This is a genomic window from Flavobacterium sp. KH_001, from assembly GCF_057840745.1.
In genome coordinates, this window is the sequence record NZ_CM174520.1 from 1,375,128 (window position 1) to 1,392,230 (window position 17,103).

Here is a 17,103-nt window from a genome sequence, read left to right on the forward strand (position 1 = left end):
TCCGATTTTTTTATTTTAGTACTTTCTCTTCATGCTTTTTCATTGGTTTTAGTGGTTATTTAATTAGTATTTGATTGTTTTTTATGGTGTAATTAATGCCATGAATGTCATTAAAATAGCTCATCACATTTTCGATAGACTCTTCTTTGAAACTTGCATTGAATTTCTCGTTTGCCAGTTTTTCATTTTTGTTTACAATAGTTACGTTGTATCGTCTTTCTAATTTGGTGATGATATTTTTGAAAGTCATATTTCTAAAAGTCAATCCACCATTAACCCATGAAGTATAGATATCGGTAATAACTGATTTAGTAAAAATCATGTTATTCTGTTTGTTGAAACTTCCCTTGTAGCCTGGTTTCAGGATTGTATTTTTATTGGCATCAAATTCTTCTTTTACATTATACATTCCAACAGAACCTTCAACCAAAACAACATCTGTTACTGCATCTTCAGGATAATTCGACACATTAAAATGCGTTCCTAAAACACGAACATTCAAATTCTCAGCATTTACGATAAAAGGATGTTTTTTGTCTTTGGCAACATCAAAGAAAGCTTCTCCATCTAAAAAGACCTGTCTGTTTTCGCCTGCAATAAATTTTACAGGATATTTTAAAGTAGTTCCGGAGTTTAAATGAACAGTAGTTCCGTCAGACAACTGCAATTGAAATCTTTTGCCATAAGGAATCTTGATGGTGTTATAAGCGATTTTTTCTAGATCAGAATTATTGTCGTAAGTAATTTTATCTCCGTCCTGATTTCCAACTATATTTCCGTCAGCATCTCTTACTTCAACTTTATTATTCTCAGAAATAATTTGAATATTTCCGTTTTCTAGTTGTAGTACGATGTCGGTACTTTTAAAATCGAATTTTGGTTCTGATTTACTATTGAAAGCTCCTTTTTGATACGCAAGTCCAATTCCTAATAAAACAACTACCGAAGCGGCAATCGAAATGTATTTTCTGAAATTTGATTTTTTAGGCGCGATAGAAATTGTAGTTTCATTTTCTTTAACAGCACCCAAAATGTTTAAGAAAATATCATCAGCAGTTTGTTGATTCATTTTTGGCATTTCACCCAAAAGATTTTGAATGTCTTCTACAGTCGGAAAATCGTCTGTAAGTTGATTTTTTTTGTAATAGGCAATTACTTCATTTGTTTCCTCAGGGGTACATTGGTTTAAAACAAACTTTTGTAAAAGGTTTTTTATTTCAGAATTTGAATTCATTACGAAATGTTTTTAGGTCCGGTTTTATATAATACAGTTGAAAGGAAGTTGAGTACTACTCAAACGTTATAAATTTTTAAATTTTAACATTTTGCTATTGAATAAACCTTTGTTATATATTGATTTTGCTGAGGTTTATGAGAAAGAATATTATTTTTTTTTTTGTTTTTTTGATAACAGAGGTTTTTTTGTCATTTCGAGCGAAGGGAGAAATCACACAAGAAACTCGACAACGACTGGTCTTTGCGAGGAACCTAACAATCTCATTTGCCGAAATCAATTAATGACTCTCGTTAGTGTGGTTGCTTCGTTCCTCGCAATGACAAACTTTGCGATCTCTGTGAAAACCTTTGTGAACTCTGTGGTTAAAACAAAAAAAAATCACCCGAAAAGGATGATTTTAATGGTTTGTGGTTTTTTGGTTTAGATAATTTCATCATGAACGTGAAAAAAGACTCGCATCGATTCTAATGCTTTACTCATTTGGTTCCTGACTGTATTTATAGAGATGCCGAGTTCCTGACTAATTTCTTCGTAACTCATGCCTTTCTTTCGTGACATTTTAAATATTTGCTTTCGTTTGGGAGGAAGCTGTTTCATGGCTTGCTTTCGAAGCTTTTTACAATCGGCTTCCCGTATGGAATAATCTCCATATTCATGAGATTTTTGACTTTCGTAAAAAACGGCTTCTTTAAGAGCCAAATCGTTTGCAGCTTTATTTAGGGTATTAAAAGCCTGATTTCGTGCAATGGTAAAAATGTAGGCTTTAAAAGACTGATCCGGATTTAAGTTTTCGCGATGCAGCCACACTTTCATAAAAACATCCTGCACATTTTCTTCTGCTGCTTCTTTCGATTTTAAAAGACTAGTGCTGTAACCATAGATATCCTGATAGTATAAATCAAAAAGTTGGCGAAAGGCTTTTTCGTTCCCATTTTTGAGTTCACTAACTAATAATTGTTCGCTATGGTTTTTTGTATCTGGCAATTTAATTAGTCTTTATTTAATTCTAATTATATCTGGCTGTCAAACAGAAGATTGTTGTTTGACTTCACAGCAAATATATAAAAATATTATTCGCAACAAATTATATCTAAAAAAACTTAATTCTTATTTTTATAACGTTTTTTGAATGAATGAAGCAAAAACAGTCTAAAAGTCCTTTCTTACCAAGTAAGTGTATTTTTTACGCTTTAATAAATTGCTATTTAATTTAGAATTTATCTTTTGAGAATATTCTTATTTGCGAAAATGAAAATTTAAAGAGAATGACAAAAAACAATTCAAAAAAAATCCTTTTGTCTTCAATTGAAGTACAAAAGGATTCTCTAATGAAAATTAAAATATAACTAGTTTTTAAGATCTTTTATTACTTTAAAAGCTACATCAACCTGATCTTCTCCCACTAAAATAGTGAATTCATTTGAAGTAGAAATTACCTCATTAATGATAATTCCTTCCCATGCTAAACGCTGGAAAATGAAGTAATAAATACCCGGAACTACAATATTTTCTTTTGGTAATTTTACGGTGATTGAAGCTAAATTATCTAATTTTTGAATCAATTTTTCACGCATAAAGTGTTTTTCAACTAAATGATTAACACTGCTGCTGACTACGATATTCGTTTCGTTTACACCACGAGATGAGGTATAGAAAATATCAGATAAAGCATTGATATCAGAAATTAAATCGGCTTGTTTATTTAATACCGTTTCTGAAGCTGCAAAAGTGTAATCCGTCAACTCAGAACGAACCGTAATTTCACCAATATTCTTGATTACTTTATTGATTTTATGGTTCAATTTGAAATCTAATTCTTCAGTAAGTCTTTTAAGTGACATTACTACAGCGCCTTGTTTTACTTCTTTGCCAAATTCGCTTTCTAATTCGGTCATAATGTTCCGAGAAAGAGAGGTTAAATTAATTATTCCGAGAGATAATGCATTTAACAAAAACGGCTTTGTTTTGATGTAATTTTCGACGATTGAAGAAACGGTTTTCATAATTTTTTTTCTTTTTTTTGTAATGTAATTGTGTTGGTTTGGTTTAATAGTGATGTTATAAATCTTTGCAAAGATAAATAAAAAAACAATTTGTTACAATTATAACAATAAAAAAATATGTTAAAAATGATAAAAAGCATCGGTAAGATGTTCAATTGCAAATGTTTCGCCGTCTTTATGGATCGCAATGATGTCGAAACGAACCTGAATTGAATCTTTAAAATCCATTTCCCTATCGTTTATGTAGGCATTTACTGCTTTTATGAGTAACTGAATTTTTTTGGGTTTCACAAAATCCTGCGGATCTCCAAAATCTAAACTCGATCTTGTCTTTACTTCAACTATGGCCAAATAGTTATCTTTTTGTGCAATAATATCAATTTCAGCTTTTTGAAAAGTCCAGTTTCGATCTAAAATTTCATATCCATTTTCCTGAAGGTATTTTGCGGCCAGTTTTTCTCCTTCTTTTCCTAGTTCATTGTGTTCAGCCATTTTTTTGAGTTTTCAGTCGCAGCTGTGCTGTACGTGTTAGTAATTTCACGCAAAGACGCAAAGTCGCAAAGTTTTAATTTACTTTGCGACTTTGCGTCTTTGCGAGATTATTATATGTGGTATTTAAGGCTTTTCAATTAATGAATAGCCAGCGGAATTTATTTTTTAAAAGTAAGTGTACTTCCTGCTGCATTTACATCAATAGTTACAGTATTTCCCATAATCAAAGCTCTATTGTCCTGAATATGGCCGGCAGGAAAATTGAAAATTACAGGAATATTATATTTTTTGGTTACATCGTCTATAATTTCGACTGCATTTTTACCCCATGGAACTTCGTTATCCTTCATTTTTGTCATTCCTCCAACAACAATCCCTTTCAGGCTCTCGATGCAACCATTACGACAAAGGTTCATCATCATACGATCGATATGATAAAGGTATTCATCTAAATCTTCAATAAATAAAATCTTGTCCTTACAATCTATAGCAGATGGAGATCCTAATAAACTGTACAAAATAGATAAATTTCCACCCACTAATTCTCCAGTTGCTTTTCCGAAACGATTCATTTTATCGGGACCAATAGAATAGGATAAAGGCTCTCCAAACAAACTCGATTTCATAGAACTAATAGCTGCCGGAGTTGCTCTCGGAATCGTTACAGGCATTACACCATGAATCGATTTATACCCCATTGTATTTAAATGGTTGTGTAAAACGGTCACATCACTAAAACCAATAATCCATTTTGGATGTTGTTTGAATTTGGTAAAATCCAATAAATCAAGCATTCTCACAGTTCCATATCCACCACGAACACACCAAATCGCCTTAATATTCGGATTGTCCAATTGCTTCTGAAAATCAGCTGCACGTTGCTCATCTGTTCCGGCTAATTGGTTAAAATCAAGTCCAATTGTGCTTCCAACAACAGCTTCTAAACCCCAGCTATGCAATAAATCTATAGTAGGTTTAAGGTTGTCATCAATGTTTTTTCTGGCAGTTGCTAAAAGTGCTACAGTATCTCCTTTTTGTAAATAAGGTGGTGTGATCATGTTTTGTTGAGATTGACAGGTGAATGATTGTAAAGCAAAAATAAGAAATACGAATTTATAGCGTGTAAAGTGCTTCTTTAAATTTTTATATATAGGGTTGATCATAAGTTGTAATTGGAATAGAATAACAAATATAGAGATTTTAAAAATTTAAATTATTAGAAATTTCCTACAAAGTAGTATTTTCGTAATTTTATATTTTTAATTACTCAGCAATTATGCGCAACTTTCAAGCCAGAATTTATTTTATTTTTCTTCTATCAATTGCAAATTTACAAGCGCAATCCAAAAAATATATCATTCACACCATTGCATTTTACAATTTCGAAAACCTCTTTGATACCAATAATGACATCAATACAAATGATGACGAATGGACGCCAACAGGAGCACAGCATTGGACAGAAGAGAAATACCATCAAAAATTAAAAAATCTTTCCAGAGTTATTTCTGAAATTGGAACACCAGAAAATCCAAATGCACCAACAATTATTGGAGGTTCAGAGATTGAAAATCGAGGAGTTTTAGAAGATTTAATTAAAGAACCAAAATTGCTTCCTTTTGATTATGGAATTATTCATTTTGATTCACCAGATAAACGCGGAATCGACGTTGCGTTACTGTATCAAAAGAAATATTTTAAACCAACTTCATTTTCTAATATTCCATTGTTAATTTATAAAAATAAGGTTGTAATAAAAGAAGAGAAAAAAGAAGAAACTGACGATGAACTGGAAGATAAAACAGAAATAACAAAAGATAATAATCGTGTTTTTACCAGAGATCAGCTTTTAATAACCGGATTTTTAGAAGGCGAGGAAATAAATATTATTGTAAATCACTGGCCATCGCGATCGGGGGGAGAAAAAGCTTCAAGCCAATTTCGTGAAGCCGCGGGAAGATTAAACAGAAAGATTATCGATTCTCTACAGCGAATTAACCCAAATGCCAAAGTTTTTACAATGGGTGATTTAAATGATGGTCCATTTAATAAAAGTGTAAAAATTGCTTTAGGTGCAAAATCAAAAAAGATAGAAGTTCCCGAATTTGGCATTTTTAATCCTTTCGAAGAAATGGCAAACAAAGGAATGGGAACTATTGCTTTTCGAGATTCCTGGGATATTTTCGATCAAATCATGATGACAGAATCCGTTATAAAACCCGATTATTCCGCTTTTACGTTTTGGAAAGCGGGGATTTTTAATAGACCCTTTTTGGTTCAGACTTCAGGTCAATACAAAGGATATCCACTTCGGCATAGTCAGACAGAAGTTGGTTTTAGCGATCACTTTCCGGTTTATATTTATTTGGTAAAAGAAAAGAAATAAGTCGCAGTTTTCAGTCACAGTTTACAGTTTTGGACTGAAAACTGCGACCGCGACTGAAAACTTTTCATTAACTTAGCTAAATATAAATTCAGTACTTCAAGAAAATGTCAATAGCAAAACCTTTCAATCTTACTAAATGGATCGACGAAAACCGTCATTTATTAAAACCACCAGTTGGAAATAAAAATCTCTACGTTGATTCAGGCGATTATATCGTAATGATTGTGGCGGGTCCAAATGCCCGAAAAGACTATCATTACAATGAAACTGAGGAGCTTTTTTATCAACTTGAAGGAAGCATAAAAGTCATTATTCAGGAAGAGGGTGAACGCAAAGAAATGGAATTAAATGCTGGGGATATGTACCTGCATCCTGCAAAGATTCCGCATTCTCCGGTTCGTTCTGCGGGTTCAATCGGGTTGGTAATCGAGCGTAAACGTGCCGGAAAAGGTTATACTGACGGATTGCTTTGGCATTGCGACAATTGCAATCATAAATTATACGAAGTGTATTTTGAACTGCATAATATCGAGAAAGATTTCTTGCCTCATTTCGAACATTTCTATAATTCTGAGGAATTAAGAACTTGTGATAATTGCGGGACTGTAATGGAATCTGATCCGAGGTTTGTGGCGAAGAAATAATTAGAAAAGTTTAATAATACTAATTTTAAGGAGCTATTTCCTGCTGTCCTTCCAAATCTTTTGTGCGGAACCCCCGCACAAAAGGATTTTCCCTCCCATCAGGGCTAGGGCACTCATTTTCAAAAGATAATTATAGATTTAAATAATAGAGATGAAAAATTCAAATGAAATAGAAAGCGCTGATAGTACTGTAAATAGTATTAAAGAAATTAATTATAAAGAGCTAAAAGCAGAAATTGAACAAGCGAAATTAGATTTTAAAGAAGGTAGATTTATTACTCATGAAGAGATGCTTCTTGAATTGAAAAATAAAGGAATTATATAATCCCTTTAATTTGTGAAATCTGTGGCAAAAAAACTATAATTCAAATCGTTTCCCTTGCTCCGGATAAATAATTTGCAATCCTAAATCATTCTGATTTTTGATCTGTTCTTTAAGCGTTACAATATTTTTTGTTGGAGGTTTTAAATGCGTCACGATAATTTTAAAACCTTTCAAAGTTCCTTTTCCAGCTAACTCTTCTAAAACGTGAAGTTCTTTCATCAAATAATTTGGAGTTAAATGCCCAAATAAAAATTGGTCCGGCTGTTCATTTGGAAAGGATACTTCAATAAAAATTCCTTTTAGTTGTTTGGCTTTTATAAGGGGCGCAATTGCTGTCCATAAGTCTTTCAAATCAGTACTGTTTTCAACAGCATCAGGTCCTGTATCTCCTAAATATAAAGCGTAAGAATCTCCATTTTTAATTAAAAAAGCTGTACTCTCAAAAGGATTAACGTGGCTTAACGGAAAAGCTTTAACTGTCATTGTAGTATTGGTGATCGGAGTTTCTTCGCCAATATTTAAAGTTTGGAAATGATATTTTTTCAAGGGTTTTCCGGGACCTATATCTCCAAAATTGGCCCAGGTTTGGTCGTTGAAATAATGGTTTTCCATCATTTCCATGCATTTATTAGTAGCGTAAACAGTCTTAGCAGAATCGGCAGGCGAATTAATAATCAAGCCCGAAACATGATCTAAATGCGCATGCGAAATGAAATACCCTTTTATATACTTTCTCAAAACTTCATTTGTTGAAACTTTGAAAACTTTATTTTCAATGGCTTTTTCAATTCCGGCATTTATAGTTCCGGCGTCTAAACTGATGTAGTCATTCGTGTTGATTGGTGCCAGTAAATAAGCCGATAGATTTTTTTCATCTATACCGCCTTTTACTCCTAAAGGAACAACCTGAAAGGACGGTTTCTCTGTTTTTTGTGAAAAAGCATTCAATGAGATTAAAAGGAAACAAATCAAAAACCGATTGAAAATGGTCATATCTAAATAATTTTGTATTGCAAATTTCATGAATTAAAGCGAATAAATTGGCTTGTACTTCCGAAATTCATCATAAATAGCCCTAAATTTACTTTGTTTTTAACATCAGAATTAGATCAGAATTCAACTCGAAATAATATCTTTACGAAAAAATATAACAATTTTAACTAAAAAAGTTACAATGACAACAATAGCATCGCAATTTGGAATGAATGAGGCTCTGGATAAATTGGGCATCAAATTGATAAATGACGGAACTTCAACAGGTTTACAAAACTTTTCATCAGGAGAAATTCTGGATAGTTTTTCACCAGTTGACGGAAAATTGATTGCTTCGGTAAAAATGTCAACACAGGAAGATTACGAAAAAGTAATGCGTTCAGCAACGGAAGCATTCAAAACATTTCGTTTGATTCCTGCGCCACAACGTGGTGAAATTGTACGCCAGTTTGGAGAAAAATTACGCCAGAATAAAGAAGCTTTGGGTAAATTGGTTTCTTATGAAATGGGAAAATCATTGCAGGAAGGTTACGGAGAAGTTCAGGAAATGATCGATATCTGTGATTTTGCAGTGGGTTTGTCAAGACAATTGCACGGATTAACTATGCATTCTGAAAGACCAGGACACCGTATGTATGAACAATATCATTCATTGGGCGTTGTTGGAATTATTTCTGCGTTCAATTTCCCAGTGGCAGTTTGGTCGTGGAATACAGCTTTAGCCTGGATTTCCGGAGATGTTTGCGTTTGGAAACCTTCTGAAAAAACACCTTTATGCGGAATTGCATGTCAAAATATTATTGCTCAGGTAATTAAAGAAAACAATCTTCCGGAAGGAATTTCATGTTTGATTAATGGCGATTATCAAATAGGAGAGTTAATGACAAAAGATACTCGTATACCCTTAATTTCTGCAACGGGTTCAACCCGAATGGGGAAAATCGTTGCACAAGCTGTAGCCGGACGTTTAGGGAAATCACTATTAGAGTTAGGAGGAAATAATGCCATTATTGTAACTCCGGATGCTGATATTAAAATGACGGTTATTGGAGCTGTTTTTGGAGCCGTAGGAACGGCCGGACAACGTTGTACTTCAACTCGTCGATTGATTATTCACGAAAGTATTTATGATAAAGTGAAAGATGCTTTAGTGGCAGCATATAAACAATTACGTATCGGAAATCCGCTTGACGAAAACAATCATGTTGGGCCACTTATCGATACTCATGCAGTCGAAATGTATGCAATCGCGCTGAACAAAGTGGTTGCTGAAGGTGGAAAAATTCTGGTTGAAGGCGGAGTACTTTCAGGCGATGGCTACGAAAGTGGTTGTTATGTAAAACCTGCAATTGCTGAGGCTAAAAATTCATTTGCAATTGTACAGCATGAAACATTTGCCCCGGTTTTATATTTAATTAAATATTCGGGAGAAGTTGATAATGCGATCGAAATTCAGAATGGAGTAGGACAAGGATTATCTTCTGCAATTATGACAAATAATTTACGTGAAGCAGAGAGATTTTTATCTGTAGTAGGATCTGATTGCGGAATTGCAAACGTAAACATCGGAACTTCAGGTGCTGAAATTGGTGGTGCTTTTGGTGGTGAAAAAGAAACCGGAGGAGGTCGAGAATCGGGTTCTGATGCCTGGAAAATTTACATGCGTCGTCAAACAAATACAATCAATTATACCACAAGTTTGCCTTTGGCACAAGGAATTAAATTTGATTTGTAATAAATATTCAAAACTTAAGTAATGTAAAAGGCTTCCAAATTTGGAAGCCTTTTACTTTTTAAAATTGTTTTAGCGTTTTACTTTTTAAGTATAGTTTGGTTGAATGAACCATCATTTGTATACACTTTTACTAAATAAGTTCCCTGAATAAGGTTGTTTAAATCAATACTTTCAACATCTTTTCCAGCACTCTTAACTAATGTACCAGACATATTGTAAACCTGAACTTTTTCTATTGTCTGAGTTGCTTTTGTAAGATATAAAACATCAGTAACCGGATTTGGATATAAAATTATTTTCGCTGCTTCTGGTTCTGCAACAACTTCTGTTGTTTGTACCATACGAGCTGTACCGCCAGTATACTGTGTACTGATGTAGAACAAGTTTGCAACAGATCCTTTAGTAATTGTGTTTGAACCTGCAGGAATTGAAGCCGTAACGATTCCGGCTGATGCGGTGTAAGAAACGTTGTTCACTTTAATTGTTCCTGTAAAATTAGAATCAAAAACTAAAGTTAAGGTTGAAGCACTTGTAGTTGTATAAGTAATTGAAGTACTTGATTCAATTTTTAAACGAGCTGTCAATGTTAATCCTGCATACGTTACAGATCCCGGAGTAGAATTCATATTTCCTGTAATAGTATAAAAGGAACTTGTTTTTCCAGAAGTTGTAAAGTTGTGAATTTGATCACCGCTTGGTGTTCCGGTTGTAACCGTGATTGTCCCTGAACCTGTTGCTACTGTTCCCGTTCCGGTAGTTGCAATTGAGTAAGACAAAGTTGCTGTTGGCGTTCCGGTAATAGTAATAGTTTTAGCTGTAGAATTTTTTACAAAACTAATTCCTGAAGCCGGTAATCCTGTAACAGTTGCATCTGTTGCAGTTCCACCCCAAGTGAAAACAATTGAACTGATAGCCGTACCACTCGCAACTGTTTGATTATTGTTAATAGTTGAAGTCAAGGTTTGCGTTCCTGCCGGATTAACCGTAATTGTTCCAGATCCAGTTGCAGGCGTTCCAGTACCAGTTGTAGCAATTGAGTATGATAATGTTGCCGTTGGAGTTCCTGTAATAGTGATTGTTTTAGCTGTAGTATTTTTTACAAAACTAATTCCCGAAGCTGGTAATCCTGTAACAGTAGCATCTGTTGCATCTCCGCCCCATGTAAATACAATTGTTGCAATGGCAGTTCCGCTTGTTACGGTTTGATTATTATTACCTGTAGAAGTTAATGATTGAGAACTTGCTGGAGGATTTCCTTCTCCCTGTACCGCAACAAGAGTTCCTGAATAATTTGTCAATGCCGATTTAAGAGCAGTAATTACAAGTGGAGATTTGTCATCTATACTATTGTCAAAAGTCCATTTTAAATCTCCTCCAGAAACACGTCCCGCGTATTGCGTCGTTTTGGTTTTGGCAGTTTCAGGCTGATCTACTACTAAATTTTTAACGTATAAAGAAGCATCAGTATCAAAGTTGTTATAAACATTTGCGCCTGATTTAGATTTAACAGCGCTGCTTACCGTTTCGCCTCTTGTTGTTGCAACATAAGCATCAAAATCAGTTGTTGAACTAATTTTACCAGCAATATTGTACAAAGGATTTGGATCATTATAAGCGACAAAACGCATATCATTTGTTCCGATTGAGGCATCAAAAGTATTATTGAACGCTTTGATTGATCCGCCAGCTTCACCTGAAAAGGTTCCCATTGTTCCGGCATTATTTACCTGATTCGCTTCGTCCCATATATCCGTTCCTTGTAAAGAGGTAAGCATTGGGTTTTTAGTATTACGGAAATAATTTCCCTCAATAAATAAAGAAGAGCCCAATGTTGATCCTGAACCATATTTAGAAACACCATCAAAATAGTTGTTATAAATATGGGCAGAATAATAACGTACACGTGGGTGACGAGAATCAGAGTGGTCAAACCAGTTGTGGTGATATGTGATGTACAAACCACTTGTTGTTCCTTCGCTTAAACCAAGAAGACTTGCTTTTCCACTATCCCAAAAGTGATTGTAAGATAAAGTAATATAAGTTGATGTTTTATTATCAAGAGCTCCATCTCCTTTGATTTGGTCTGCATCGCTTCCCGCATTTCCATAAAACAAGTCGCAGTTATGAACCCAAATGTGGTCGTTAGCTTGTTGCATTCCAATATTGTCTCCTGCAGTACTGTTACAGTTCATTACACCAATATTGCTAACTTCAATATTAGAAGCTGATTTAAGGCGAATTCCCCAGCCATTTGCAACAGCATCAGTTCCGACACCTTCTAAAGTGATATAGCTTGATGCGTTATTGGCGTTTTCAATAACAATATCTCCGCCTTCCATTACTGTTAAATCAGTAATATTTCCTATCAATCGAAAAATAAACGGACGTGTGTCTTGTCCTTTTTTGATAGCGTACAAAATATTTTGTAAACCAACGCAAGGATTTGAGCTTGCGCCAGTGATGTTCATCGAGATGGTGTTTTTAGTATCTGGAGTAATGTAGGCAATTACTGCATTGTCTTTTGCAGTTCCATCTGCTTTGTATCCTCCGGGAACGCGACCTCCGTCAAAAGCGAAGCCGTTACGATCCTGTGCGGCAACAGTTAAATTACCGGTCGTTGCTCCGGTTCCTTCAACACCAGAAATTACAGGTTTTACTTTTACAGTGTAGGTTCCGGCCTGTAATCCTGGAATATCAGCTCTAAAGTAACTTCCGTAACTACGAATAAGCTGATCATCAATTTTTTTGTCTGTCACCCCTTGCCCGGTGAAGTAGACGTTGTACGTTTGTGCGCCACTAACGGGCTGCCATTTTACAAAAGCTGATTCCAACCAGCCGGATGCTTCGTTGATTTGAACTTGTTGGGCCCAAATTTGAACGGTAAGAAAAAACGCAGTCAGAAAAAGTAGGTTTTTTTTCATAATTGTTTGGTTTAAGTGGTTAAATAGTTAATGTGGTTTTTTAATCTTTTACTTTAATTTTTTTTGTAATCGATTACACAAAAATATATGATTTTTTTCAAATTCTTAATATTTTTGCAATAAAAAATAATATTGTGTAAAAAATTGCGCTTTGCATTTGCAATAATGTAATAAATTGCATAGATTGTAATTTATTACATACAAAAAATAAACCGTGAAAAGTCTTAATTTTATTAGCTTTCCTGAAGTTGAAGATTGGAACTTTATTTTTGAAAAGGCCATTTTTAATTTTAAATCAATTATTTGGACACTACTATATTTTTGAATGAAAAAGATTACTTTTTAATTTTTTAAAGCAGTAAATTTTCATTAAAAAAGAGTTTATTCGATTCCTTTTTTAATGGCTTAGCTTAAAAAGCATTCTTCTTTTTTTTACGGAAGTGGATAAAATGAAGGTAAAATTATCGCATAAAAAAAAGCCCTCTTGAAAATTCAAAAAGGCTTTTAAAATATGTTGAAAAGTAAATTTAGTCTTTACTTGATAATTTAGATAGTAATCTTAAAAATTCAACGTACAACCAAACTAGCGTGATCATTAATCCCATAGCGCCAAACCACTCCATGAATTTTGGCATTCTTTGTTGAACTCCTTTTTCGATTTGGTCAAAATCTAAGAAAAGATTTAAAGCGGCAATAATAATGACAAAAACACTAATTCCAATACTCATCATACCGTTTCCATAATGCACTGGTGTGAAATTGAAAATTAGAGAAGCTAGCCATGAAAACAAATAGTACGTTGCTATTGCCAGTGTAGAAGCAATAACTACAGATTTGAACTGCTCTGTAACTTTTACAATTTTAAATTTATATAAACCTAAGCAAACTAAGAACGTTACTAAGGTTGCGCTAACAGCGTTCACAACAATTCCGGGATATTTTATTTCAAAAATAGCAGAGATTCCTCCAATAAATAAACCTTCAAATAAGGCATAACCTGGTGCTAAATAAGGAGAAAGATGGGGTTTGAAAGAAGACACAACAACTAGAATTAAACCAATAATTGCACCTCCAAAAGCGGGTACAATTGGATTCATTCCGTTAAATGCCATCCACCATGTTACCATAGCAGCAGCCGTTAAAATTAAAAATAAAATAGCTGTTTTATTGATAGTACCTGACAAAGTCATTTCCTGATTGTAATCAATAATCTTTGCTTCGTGCACTTCTTCAGCTTTTGAAACAGCATTTGATGAAAAACGCTTGTCGCTTAAAAATGGATTTTTTGAATTGAAGTTCATATTTCTAATACATTTAATTGTATTCAAATATATGGAGTTTTTTTGAAGTGCAATTGTTTGCGTTAAATTTTTAACATGAAATTTTCGTTACTTAAAAAGGCTTTAAAATAAAAAGTCCATCAAAAAAACTCTTGATGGACTTGTATTTATTTTGATGAAATATTTAGTTCAATAAATCTAAAACTAAAGATGGGAACAAACCTAAAACAATATTTAATACCATAGAAACGATTGCTACAGCATAAATAAGAAATGGTTTTCCGGTACGTTCCTGATTTGGTTCTTTAGAATACATTGCCAGAATTAGTTTGAAATAATATCCAACACTGATGATTGAGTTGATAACAGCTACAATTACTAAAGCGATGTAACCAGATTCGATTGTTTGGTTGAATAAGAATAATTTGGCAAAAAATCCAGAGAAAATTGGAATACCTGCCATTGATAATAAGGATCCAGTTAATATTGCAGCCAATAACGGATTCGTTTTTCCTAAACCATGGAAATTGGTAATGTCTTCATTGTCCTGATTTTTGCAAACATATAATATAACACTAAATGCAGCGATTCCGGCTAATGCATAAGCGGCTGTATAATATAATAAAACACCAGCAGATGTAGCGATCGTTAATAAAGTCATCAACATAAAACCTGCATGTGAGATTCCTGAGAATGCTAACATACGTTTTACATTTACCTGACGCAAAGCCATAATATTTCCAACAGTCATGGAAGCAATAGAAATGATAACTACAATAGTTTCAAAAGTTGGTAATAAATCCTGATTCTCAAGTGATGGAATTAAATTCAATGCTGAGATTAATTTATACAATGTTGCAATAGCGACAACTTTTGCCAAGGTACTCATTAAAGCAGTTGTCAATGCAGGTGATCCTTCATAAACGTCCGGAGCCCAAAAGTGAAATGGAACTGCAGCTACTTTAAATAACATTCCGATTACCATTAAAACCATTCCAATAGGAAACCATATTGGTAATTCAGCAGATAAAGAACTTTCGCTGATTTCAACAACGTCAAAACTTCCCATAGCACCGTAAATTAAACAAATACCAAATAAGATAATTCCTGATGCGAAAGATCCCATCAAAAAGTATTTCATACCGGCTTCGTTACTTTTCAGATTCAAACGCTCACTTGCAGCAAGTACATACAATGCAATTGATAAAATTTCGATTCCTAAGAAAAACATTGCTAAGTTTCCAAAAGAAACCATTGCAACTCCACCAGCTAATAAAAATATTTTTATAGCAACAAAATCTGAAATTTTGGTTGGATGGTTTTCATAGAAATTATGACTTAATGCCACTAGGAAAATGGTCAGGATGATGAACAATGAAGAAAACGCAGTAGAGAATTTACTCACTGTGATCATATTGTTGTAGTAACTTTCTGTTGATCCAAATTCAGAAAAATTAATTGCCAAAACGCCCAATAAACCCAGAATCGTTATTGGAACAATGGCTTTTCTTAAATTAAGAATTTCAAATAATAGGCAGAAAATACCCAATCCTGTTATAGCTATTAATGTATTCATTTTTGCTTTTTTGATTTAGGAAATCCAAACTACAGATGCCCTAATTTATTTTTATTTAAAATATTAATTTTTATTGATAACGTTCAAAATCGTTTCTAAACTTGGTGTAATCAAATCTGTAATTGGTTTTGGATAAAATCCGAAGAAAATTAAAACAGCTATAATTACTACTAATGAGATTCCTTCATTAATAGTTACATCTGCAAAAGTTTTCGAATTCGTTTCTCCTAACATCACACCCTGAAACATCTTAAGCATATAGTAAGCTCCTAAAATAATAGTTGTTCCACCTAAAACAGCGAAGCAGATATTGATTTGAGAAAGACTATATAAAACCGTAAATTCTCCAATGAAGTTAAAAGTACCTGGCAAAGCTACCGAAGCTAAAACCAAAATTAAAAACATAGAAGTGAATTTTGGCGACTGTGTGCGGATACCACCCATTTCTGAAATGTTTCTTGTTTCATATCTTCTATAAATGATTTCAGCTGCGTAGAATAATCCAACTACAACAAAACCGTGAGCGATCATTTGTAAAACGGCTCCACGTAAACCATCAACTGTTAAAGTATAAGTTCCTGCAGCAATTAATCCAACGTGAGCAAGAGAAGAATAGGCTAATAATTTCTTTAAATCTTTTTGTCTCAAAGCAACGATTGATCCGTAGATTACACCAGCAACTCCTAAAGCAATGAAAATATGCATGTATTCTTTTGCAGCAAGAGGTGCAATTGGCAATTGCCAACGAATAACACTATATAATCCCATTTTTAGCATGATACCAGATAAAAGCATAGTTCCAACAGTTGGTGCTTTTTGGTACACATTTGCCTGCCATGTATGGAAAGGAATAATTGGAATTTTGATTGCGTAAGCTAAAAAGAAAGCTAAGAATATCCAAAGCTGTTCATCAGCAGATAAATTTACTTTGTATAAATCCTCGATTAAGAAACTTCCGGCTTTTTGGTATAAGTAAATGAAAGCTATTAACATGAACAATGAACCGGCAAGTGTGTAAATAAAGAATTTTACCACTGCTTTTCTGCGTTCTTCAGCATCACCATTACCCCAAATAAGTGCGATAAAGTAAATCGGAATTAAGGCTAATTCCCAGAAAATATAATATAAAAGACCGTCTGCAGCCAGGAAAGTTCCTGTCATTGCAAAAGCCATAAATAAAATTAAAGCATAAAAAGCTTTAGCGTTTTTATATTCATTCCCAAAAGAAGAGAATATAATAATTGGCGTTAAAGCTACAGTCAATAAAAGCATAGCAATTGCCAATCCATCAGCATTTAAAGCAAATGAAATTTTAGGTTGTGTAATCCACGCATTAATTACACTGATGTTTTCACCAGCACAAAAATGATTTAACAAGACAACCGAACAGCCCAAAGCTGCCAAACTAAAGAACAAAGCTACTTTTGATGCTAGTTTATCGCCAGCAAAATAAGTGACAAATGCACCAATTAAAAGAATAATTAATATAAGAGAAACGTTCATAGTTATAA

At 33.7% G+C, this 17,103-nt stretch carries 14 protein-coding genes; 4 read left to right on the forward strand and 10 right to left on the reverse strand.

Annotated elements, in window-relative coordinates:
* Positions 1-55 precede the first annotated feature (55 nt).
* From AC3ITQ_RS06075 to AC3ITQ_RS06095, 5 genes are all read right to left on the reverse strand, one after another.
* Positions 56-1,234: a FecR family protein gene (locus AC3ITQ_RS06075; RefSeq protein ID WP_489237316.1), complete on the reverse strand. Its 1,179-nt coding sequence runs from the start codon at positions 1,232-1,234 to the stop codon at positions 56-58.
* Between the two features lie 423 nt (positions 1,235-1,657).
* Entirely contained in the window at positions 1,658-2,221 is a 564-nt protein-coding gene (locus AC3ITQ_RS06080; RefSeq protein WP_489237318.1) for an RNA polymerase sigma factor, read from the reverse strand.
* 362 nt (positions 2,222-2,583) lie between these two features.
* The gene (locus AC3ITQ_RS06085; protein WP_008466087.1) at positions 2,584-3,240 is read right to left on the reverse strand and encodes a hypothetical protein; all 657 of its coding nucleotides are present in this window, start codon (positions 3,238-3,240) and stop codon (positions 2,584-2,586) included.
* A 120-nt stretch (positions 3,241-3,360) separates the two neighbouring features.
* Positions 3,361-3,732, reverse strand: a complete 372-nt coding sequence (locus AC3ITQ_RS06090; RefSeq protein ID WP_489237320.1) for a YraN family protein — start codon at positions 3,730-3,732, stop codon at positions 3,361-3,363.
* A 158-nt stretch (positions 3,733-3,890) separates the two neighbouring features.
* On the reverse strand, positions 3,891-4,790 hold the full coding sequence (locus tag AC3ITQ_RS06095; RefSeq protein WP_489237322.1) for a S66 peptidase family protein: 900 nt from the start codon (positions 4,788-4,790) through the stop codon (positions 3,891-3,893).
* A 218-nt stretch (positions 4,791-5,008) separates the two neighbouring features.
* Here AC3ITQ_RS06095 and AC3ITQ_RS06100 point away from each other — a divergent pair, with 218 nt between their 5' ends.
* From AC3ITQ_RS06100 to AC3ITQ_RS06110, 3 genes are all read left to right on the forward strand, one after another.
* The gene (locus AC3ITQ_RS06100; protein WP_489237324.1) at positions 5,009-6,118 is read left to right on the forward strand and encodes an endonuclease/exonuclease/phosphatase family protein; all 1,110 of its coding nucleotides are present in this window, start codon (positions 5,009-5,011) and stop codon (positions 6,116-6,118) included.
* Between the two features lie 104 nt (positions 6,119-6,222).
* A complete protein-coding gene (locus AC3ITQ_RS06105; RefSeq protein WP_489237326.1) occupies positions 6,223-6,762 on the forward strand; it encodes a 3-hydroxyanthranilate 3,4-dioxygenase in 540 nt (179 codons plus the stop codon).
* Positions 6,763-6,913: 151 nt separating this feature from the next.
* The gene (locus AC3ITQ_RS06110) at positions 6,914-7,087 is read left to right on the forward strand and encodes a hypothetical protein (RefSeq protein WP_489237328.1); all 174 of its coding nucleotides are present in this window, start codon (positions 6,914-6,916) and stop codon (positions 7,085-7,087) included.
* 33 nt (positions 7,088-7,120) lie between these two features.
* Here AC3ITQ_RS06110 and AC3ITQ_RS06115 read toward each other — a convergent pair whose 3' ends face one another.
* A complete protein-coding gene (locus AC3ITQ_RS06115) occupies positions 7,121-8,080 on the reverse strand; it encodes an MBL fold metallo-hydrolase (protein WP_489238903.1) in 960 nt (319 codons plus the stop codon).
* Between the two features lie 181 nt (positions 8,081-8,261).
* Between AC3ITQ_RS06115 and amaB the strand changes: the two genes are divergently transcribed.
* Positions 8,262-9,815: an L-piperidine-6-carboxylate dehydrogenase gene (gene amaB / locus AC3ITQ_RS06120; RefSeq protein WP_489237330.1), complete on the forward strand. Its 1,554-nt coding sequence runs from the start codon at positions 8,262-8,264 to the stop codon at positions 9,813-9,815.
* Positions 9,816-9,892: 77 nt separating this feature from the next.
* Here the strand turns inward: amaB and AC3ITQ_RS06125 are convergent, their stop codons facing one another.
* The 4 genes from AC3ITQ_RS06125 to AC3ITQ_RS06140 all read right to left on the reverse strand — a co-directional run bounded on the left by AC3ITQ_RS06125 (position 9,893) and on the right by AC3ITQ_RS06140 (position 17,095).
* Positions 9,893-12,736, reverse strand: a complete 2,844-nt coding sequence (locus AC3ITQ_RS06125; protein WP_489237332.1) for a pectate lyase family protein — start codon at positions 12,734-12,736, stop codon at positions 9,893-9,895.
* A 527-nt stretch (positions 12,737-13,263) separates the two neighbouring features.
* Positions 13,264-14,037 carry a Bax inhibitor-1/YccA family protein gene (locus tag AC3ITQ_RS06130; RefSeq protein ID WP_375030774.1) on the reverse strand — a complete coding sequence of 258 codons (774 nt, stop codon included), beginning with the start codon at positions 14,035-14,037 and terminating at the stop codon, positions 13,264-13,266.
* Between the two features lie 163 nt (positions 14,038-14,200).
* Entirely contained in the window at positions 14,201-15,592 is a 1,392-nt protein-coding gene (locus AC3ITQ_RS06135; RefSeq protein WP_072970194.1) for an NADH-quinone oxidoreductase subunit N, read from the reverse strand.
* Between the two features lie 63 nt (positions 15,593-15,655).
* Positions 15,656-17,095, reverse strand: coding sequence for a complex I subunit 4 family protein (locus AC3ITQ_RS06140; RefSeq protein ID WP_489237334.1), 1,440 nt, complete (start codon positions 17,093-17,095; stop codon positions 15,656-15,658).
* Positions 17,096-17,103: the final 8 nt, after the last annotated feature.

Bases quoted from the DNA above. Each gene is read 5' to 3' on its own strand.
- AC3ITQ_RS06075 (WP_489237316.1), bottom strand. From the start codon at position 1,234: ATGAATTCAAATTCTGAAATAAAAAACCTTTTACAAAAGTTTGTTTTA.
- AC3ITQ_RS06085 (WP_008466087.1), bottom strand. From the start codon at position 3,240: ATGAAAACCGTTTCTTCAATCGTCGAAAATTACATCAAAACAAAGCCG.
- AC3ITQ_RS06090 (WP_489237320.1), bottom strand. From the start codon at position 3,732: ATGGCTGAACACAATGAACTAGGAAAAGAAGGAGAAAAACTGGCCGCA.
- AC3ITQ_RS06095 (WP_489237322.1), bottom strand. From the start codon at position 4,790: ATGATCACACCACCTTATTTACAAAAAGGAGATACTGTAGCACTTTTA.
- AC3ITQ_RS06100 (WP_489237324.1), top strand. From the start codon at position 5,009: ATGCGCAACTTTCAAGCCAGAATTTATTTTATTTTTCTTCTATCAATT.
- AC3ITQ_RS06105 (WP_489237326.1), top strand. From the start codon at position 6,223: ATGTCAATAGCAAAACCTTTCAATCTTACTAAATGGATCGACGAAAAC.
- AC3ITQ_RS06110 (WP_489237328.1), top strand. From the start codon at position 6,914: ATGAAAAATTCAAATGAAATAGAAAGCGCTGATAGTACTGTAAATAGT.
- AC3ITQ_RS06115 (WP_489238903.1), bottom strand. From the start codon at position 8,080: ATGACCATTTTCAATCGGTTTTTGATTTGTTTCCTTTTAATCTCATTG.
- amaB (WP_489237330.1), top strand. From the start codon at position 8,262: ATGACAACAATAGCATCGCAATTTGGAATGAATGAGGCTCTGGATAAA.
- AC3ITQ_RS06125 (WP_489237332.1), bottom strand. From the start codon at position 12,736: ATGAAAAAAAACCTACTTTTTCTGACTGCGTTTTTTCTTACCGTTCAA.
- AC3ITQ_RS06130 (WP_375030774.1), bottom strand. From the start codon at position 14,037: ATGAACTTCAATTCAAAAAATCCATTTTTAAGCGACAAGCGTTTTTCA.
- AC3ITQ_RS06135 (WP_072970194.1), bottom strand. From the start codon at position 15,592: ATGAATACATTAATAGCTATAACAGGATTGGGTATTTTCTGCCTATTA.
- AC3ITQ_RS06140 (WP_489237334.1), bottom strand. From the start codon at position 17,095: ATGAACGTTTCTCTTATATTAATTATTCTTTTAATTGGTGCATTTGTC.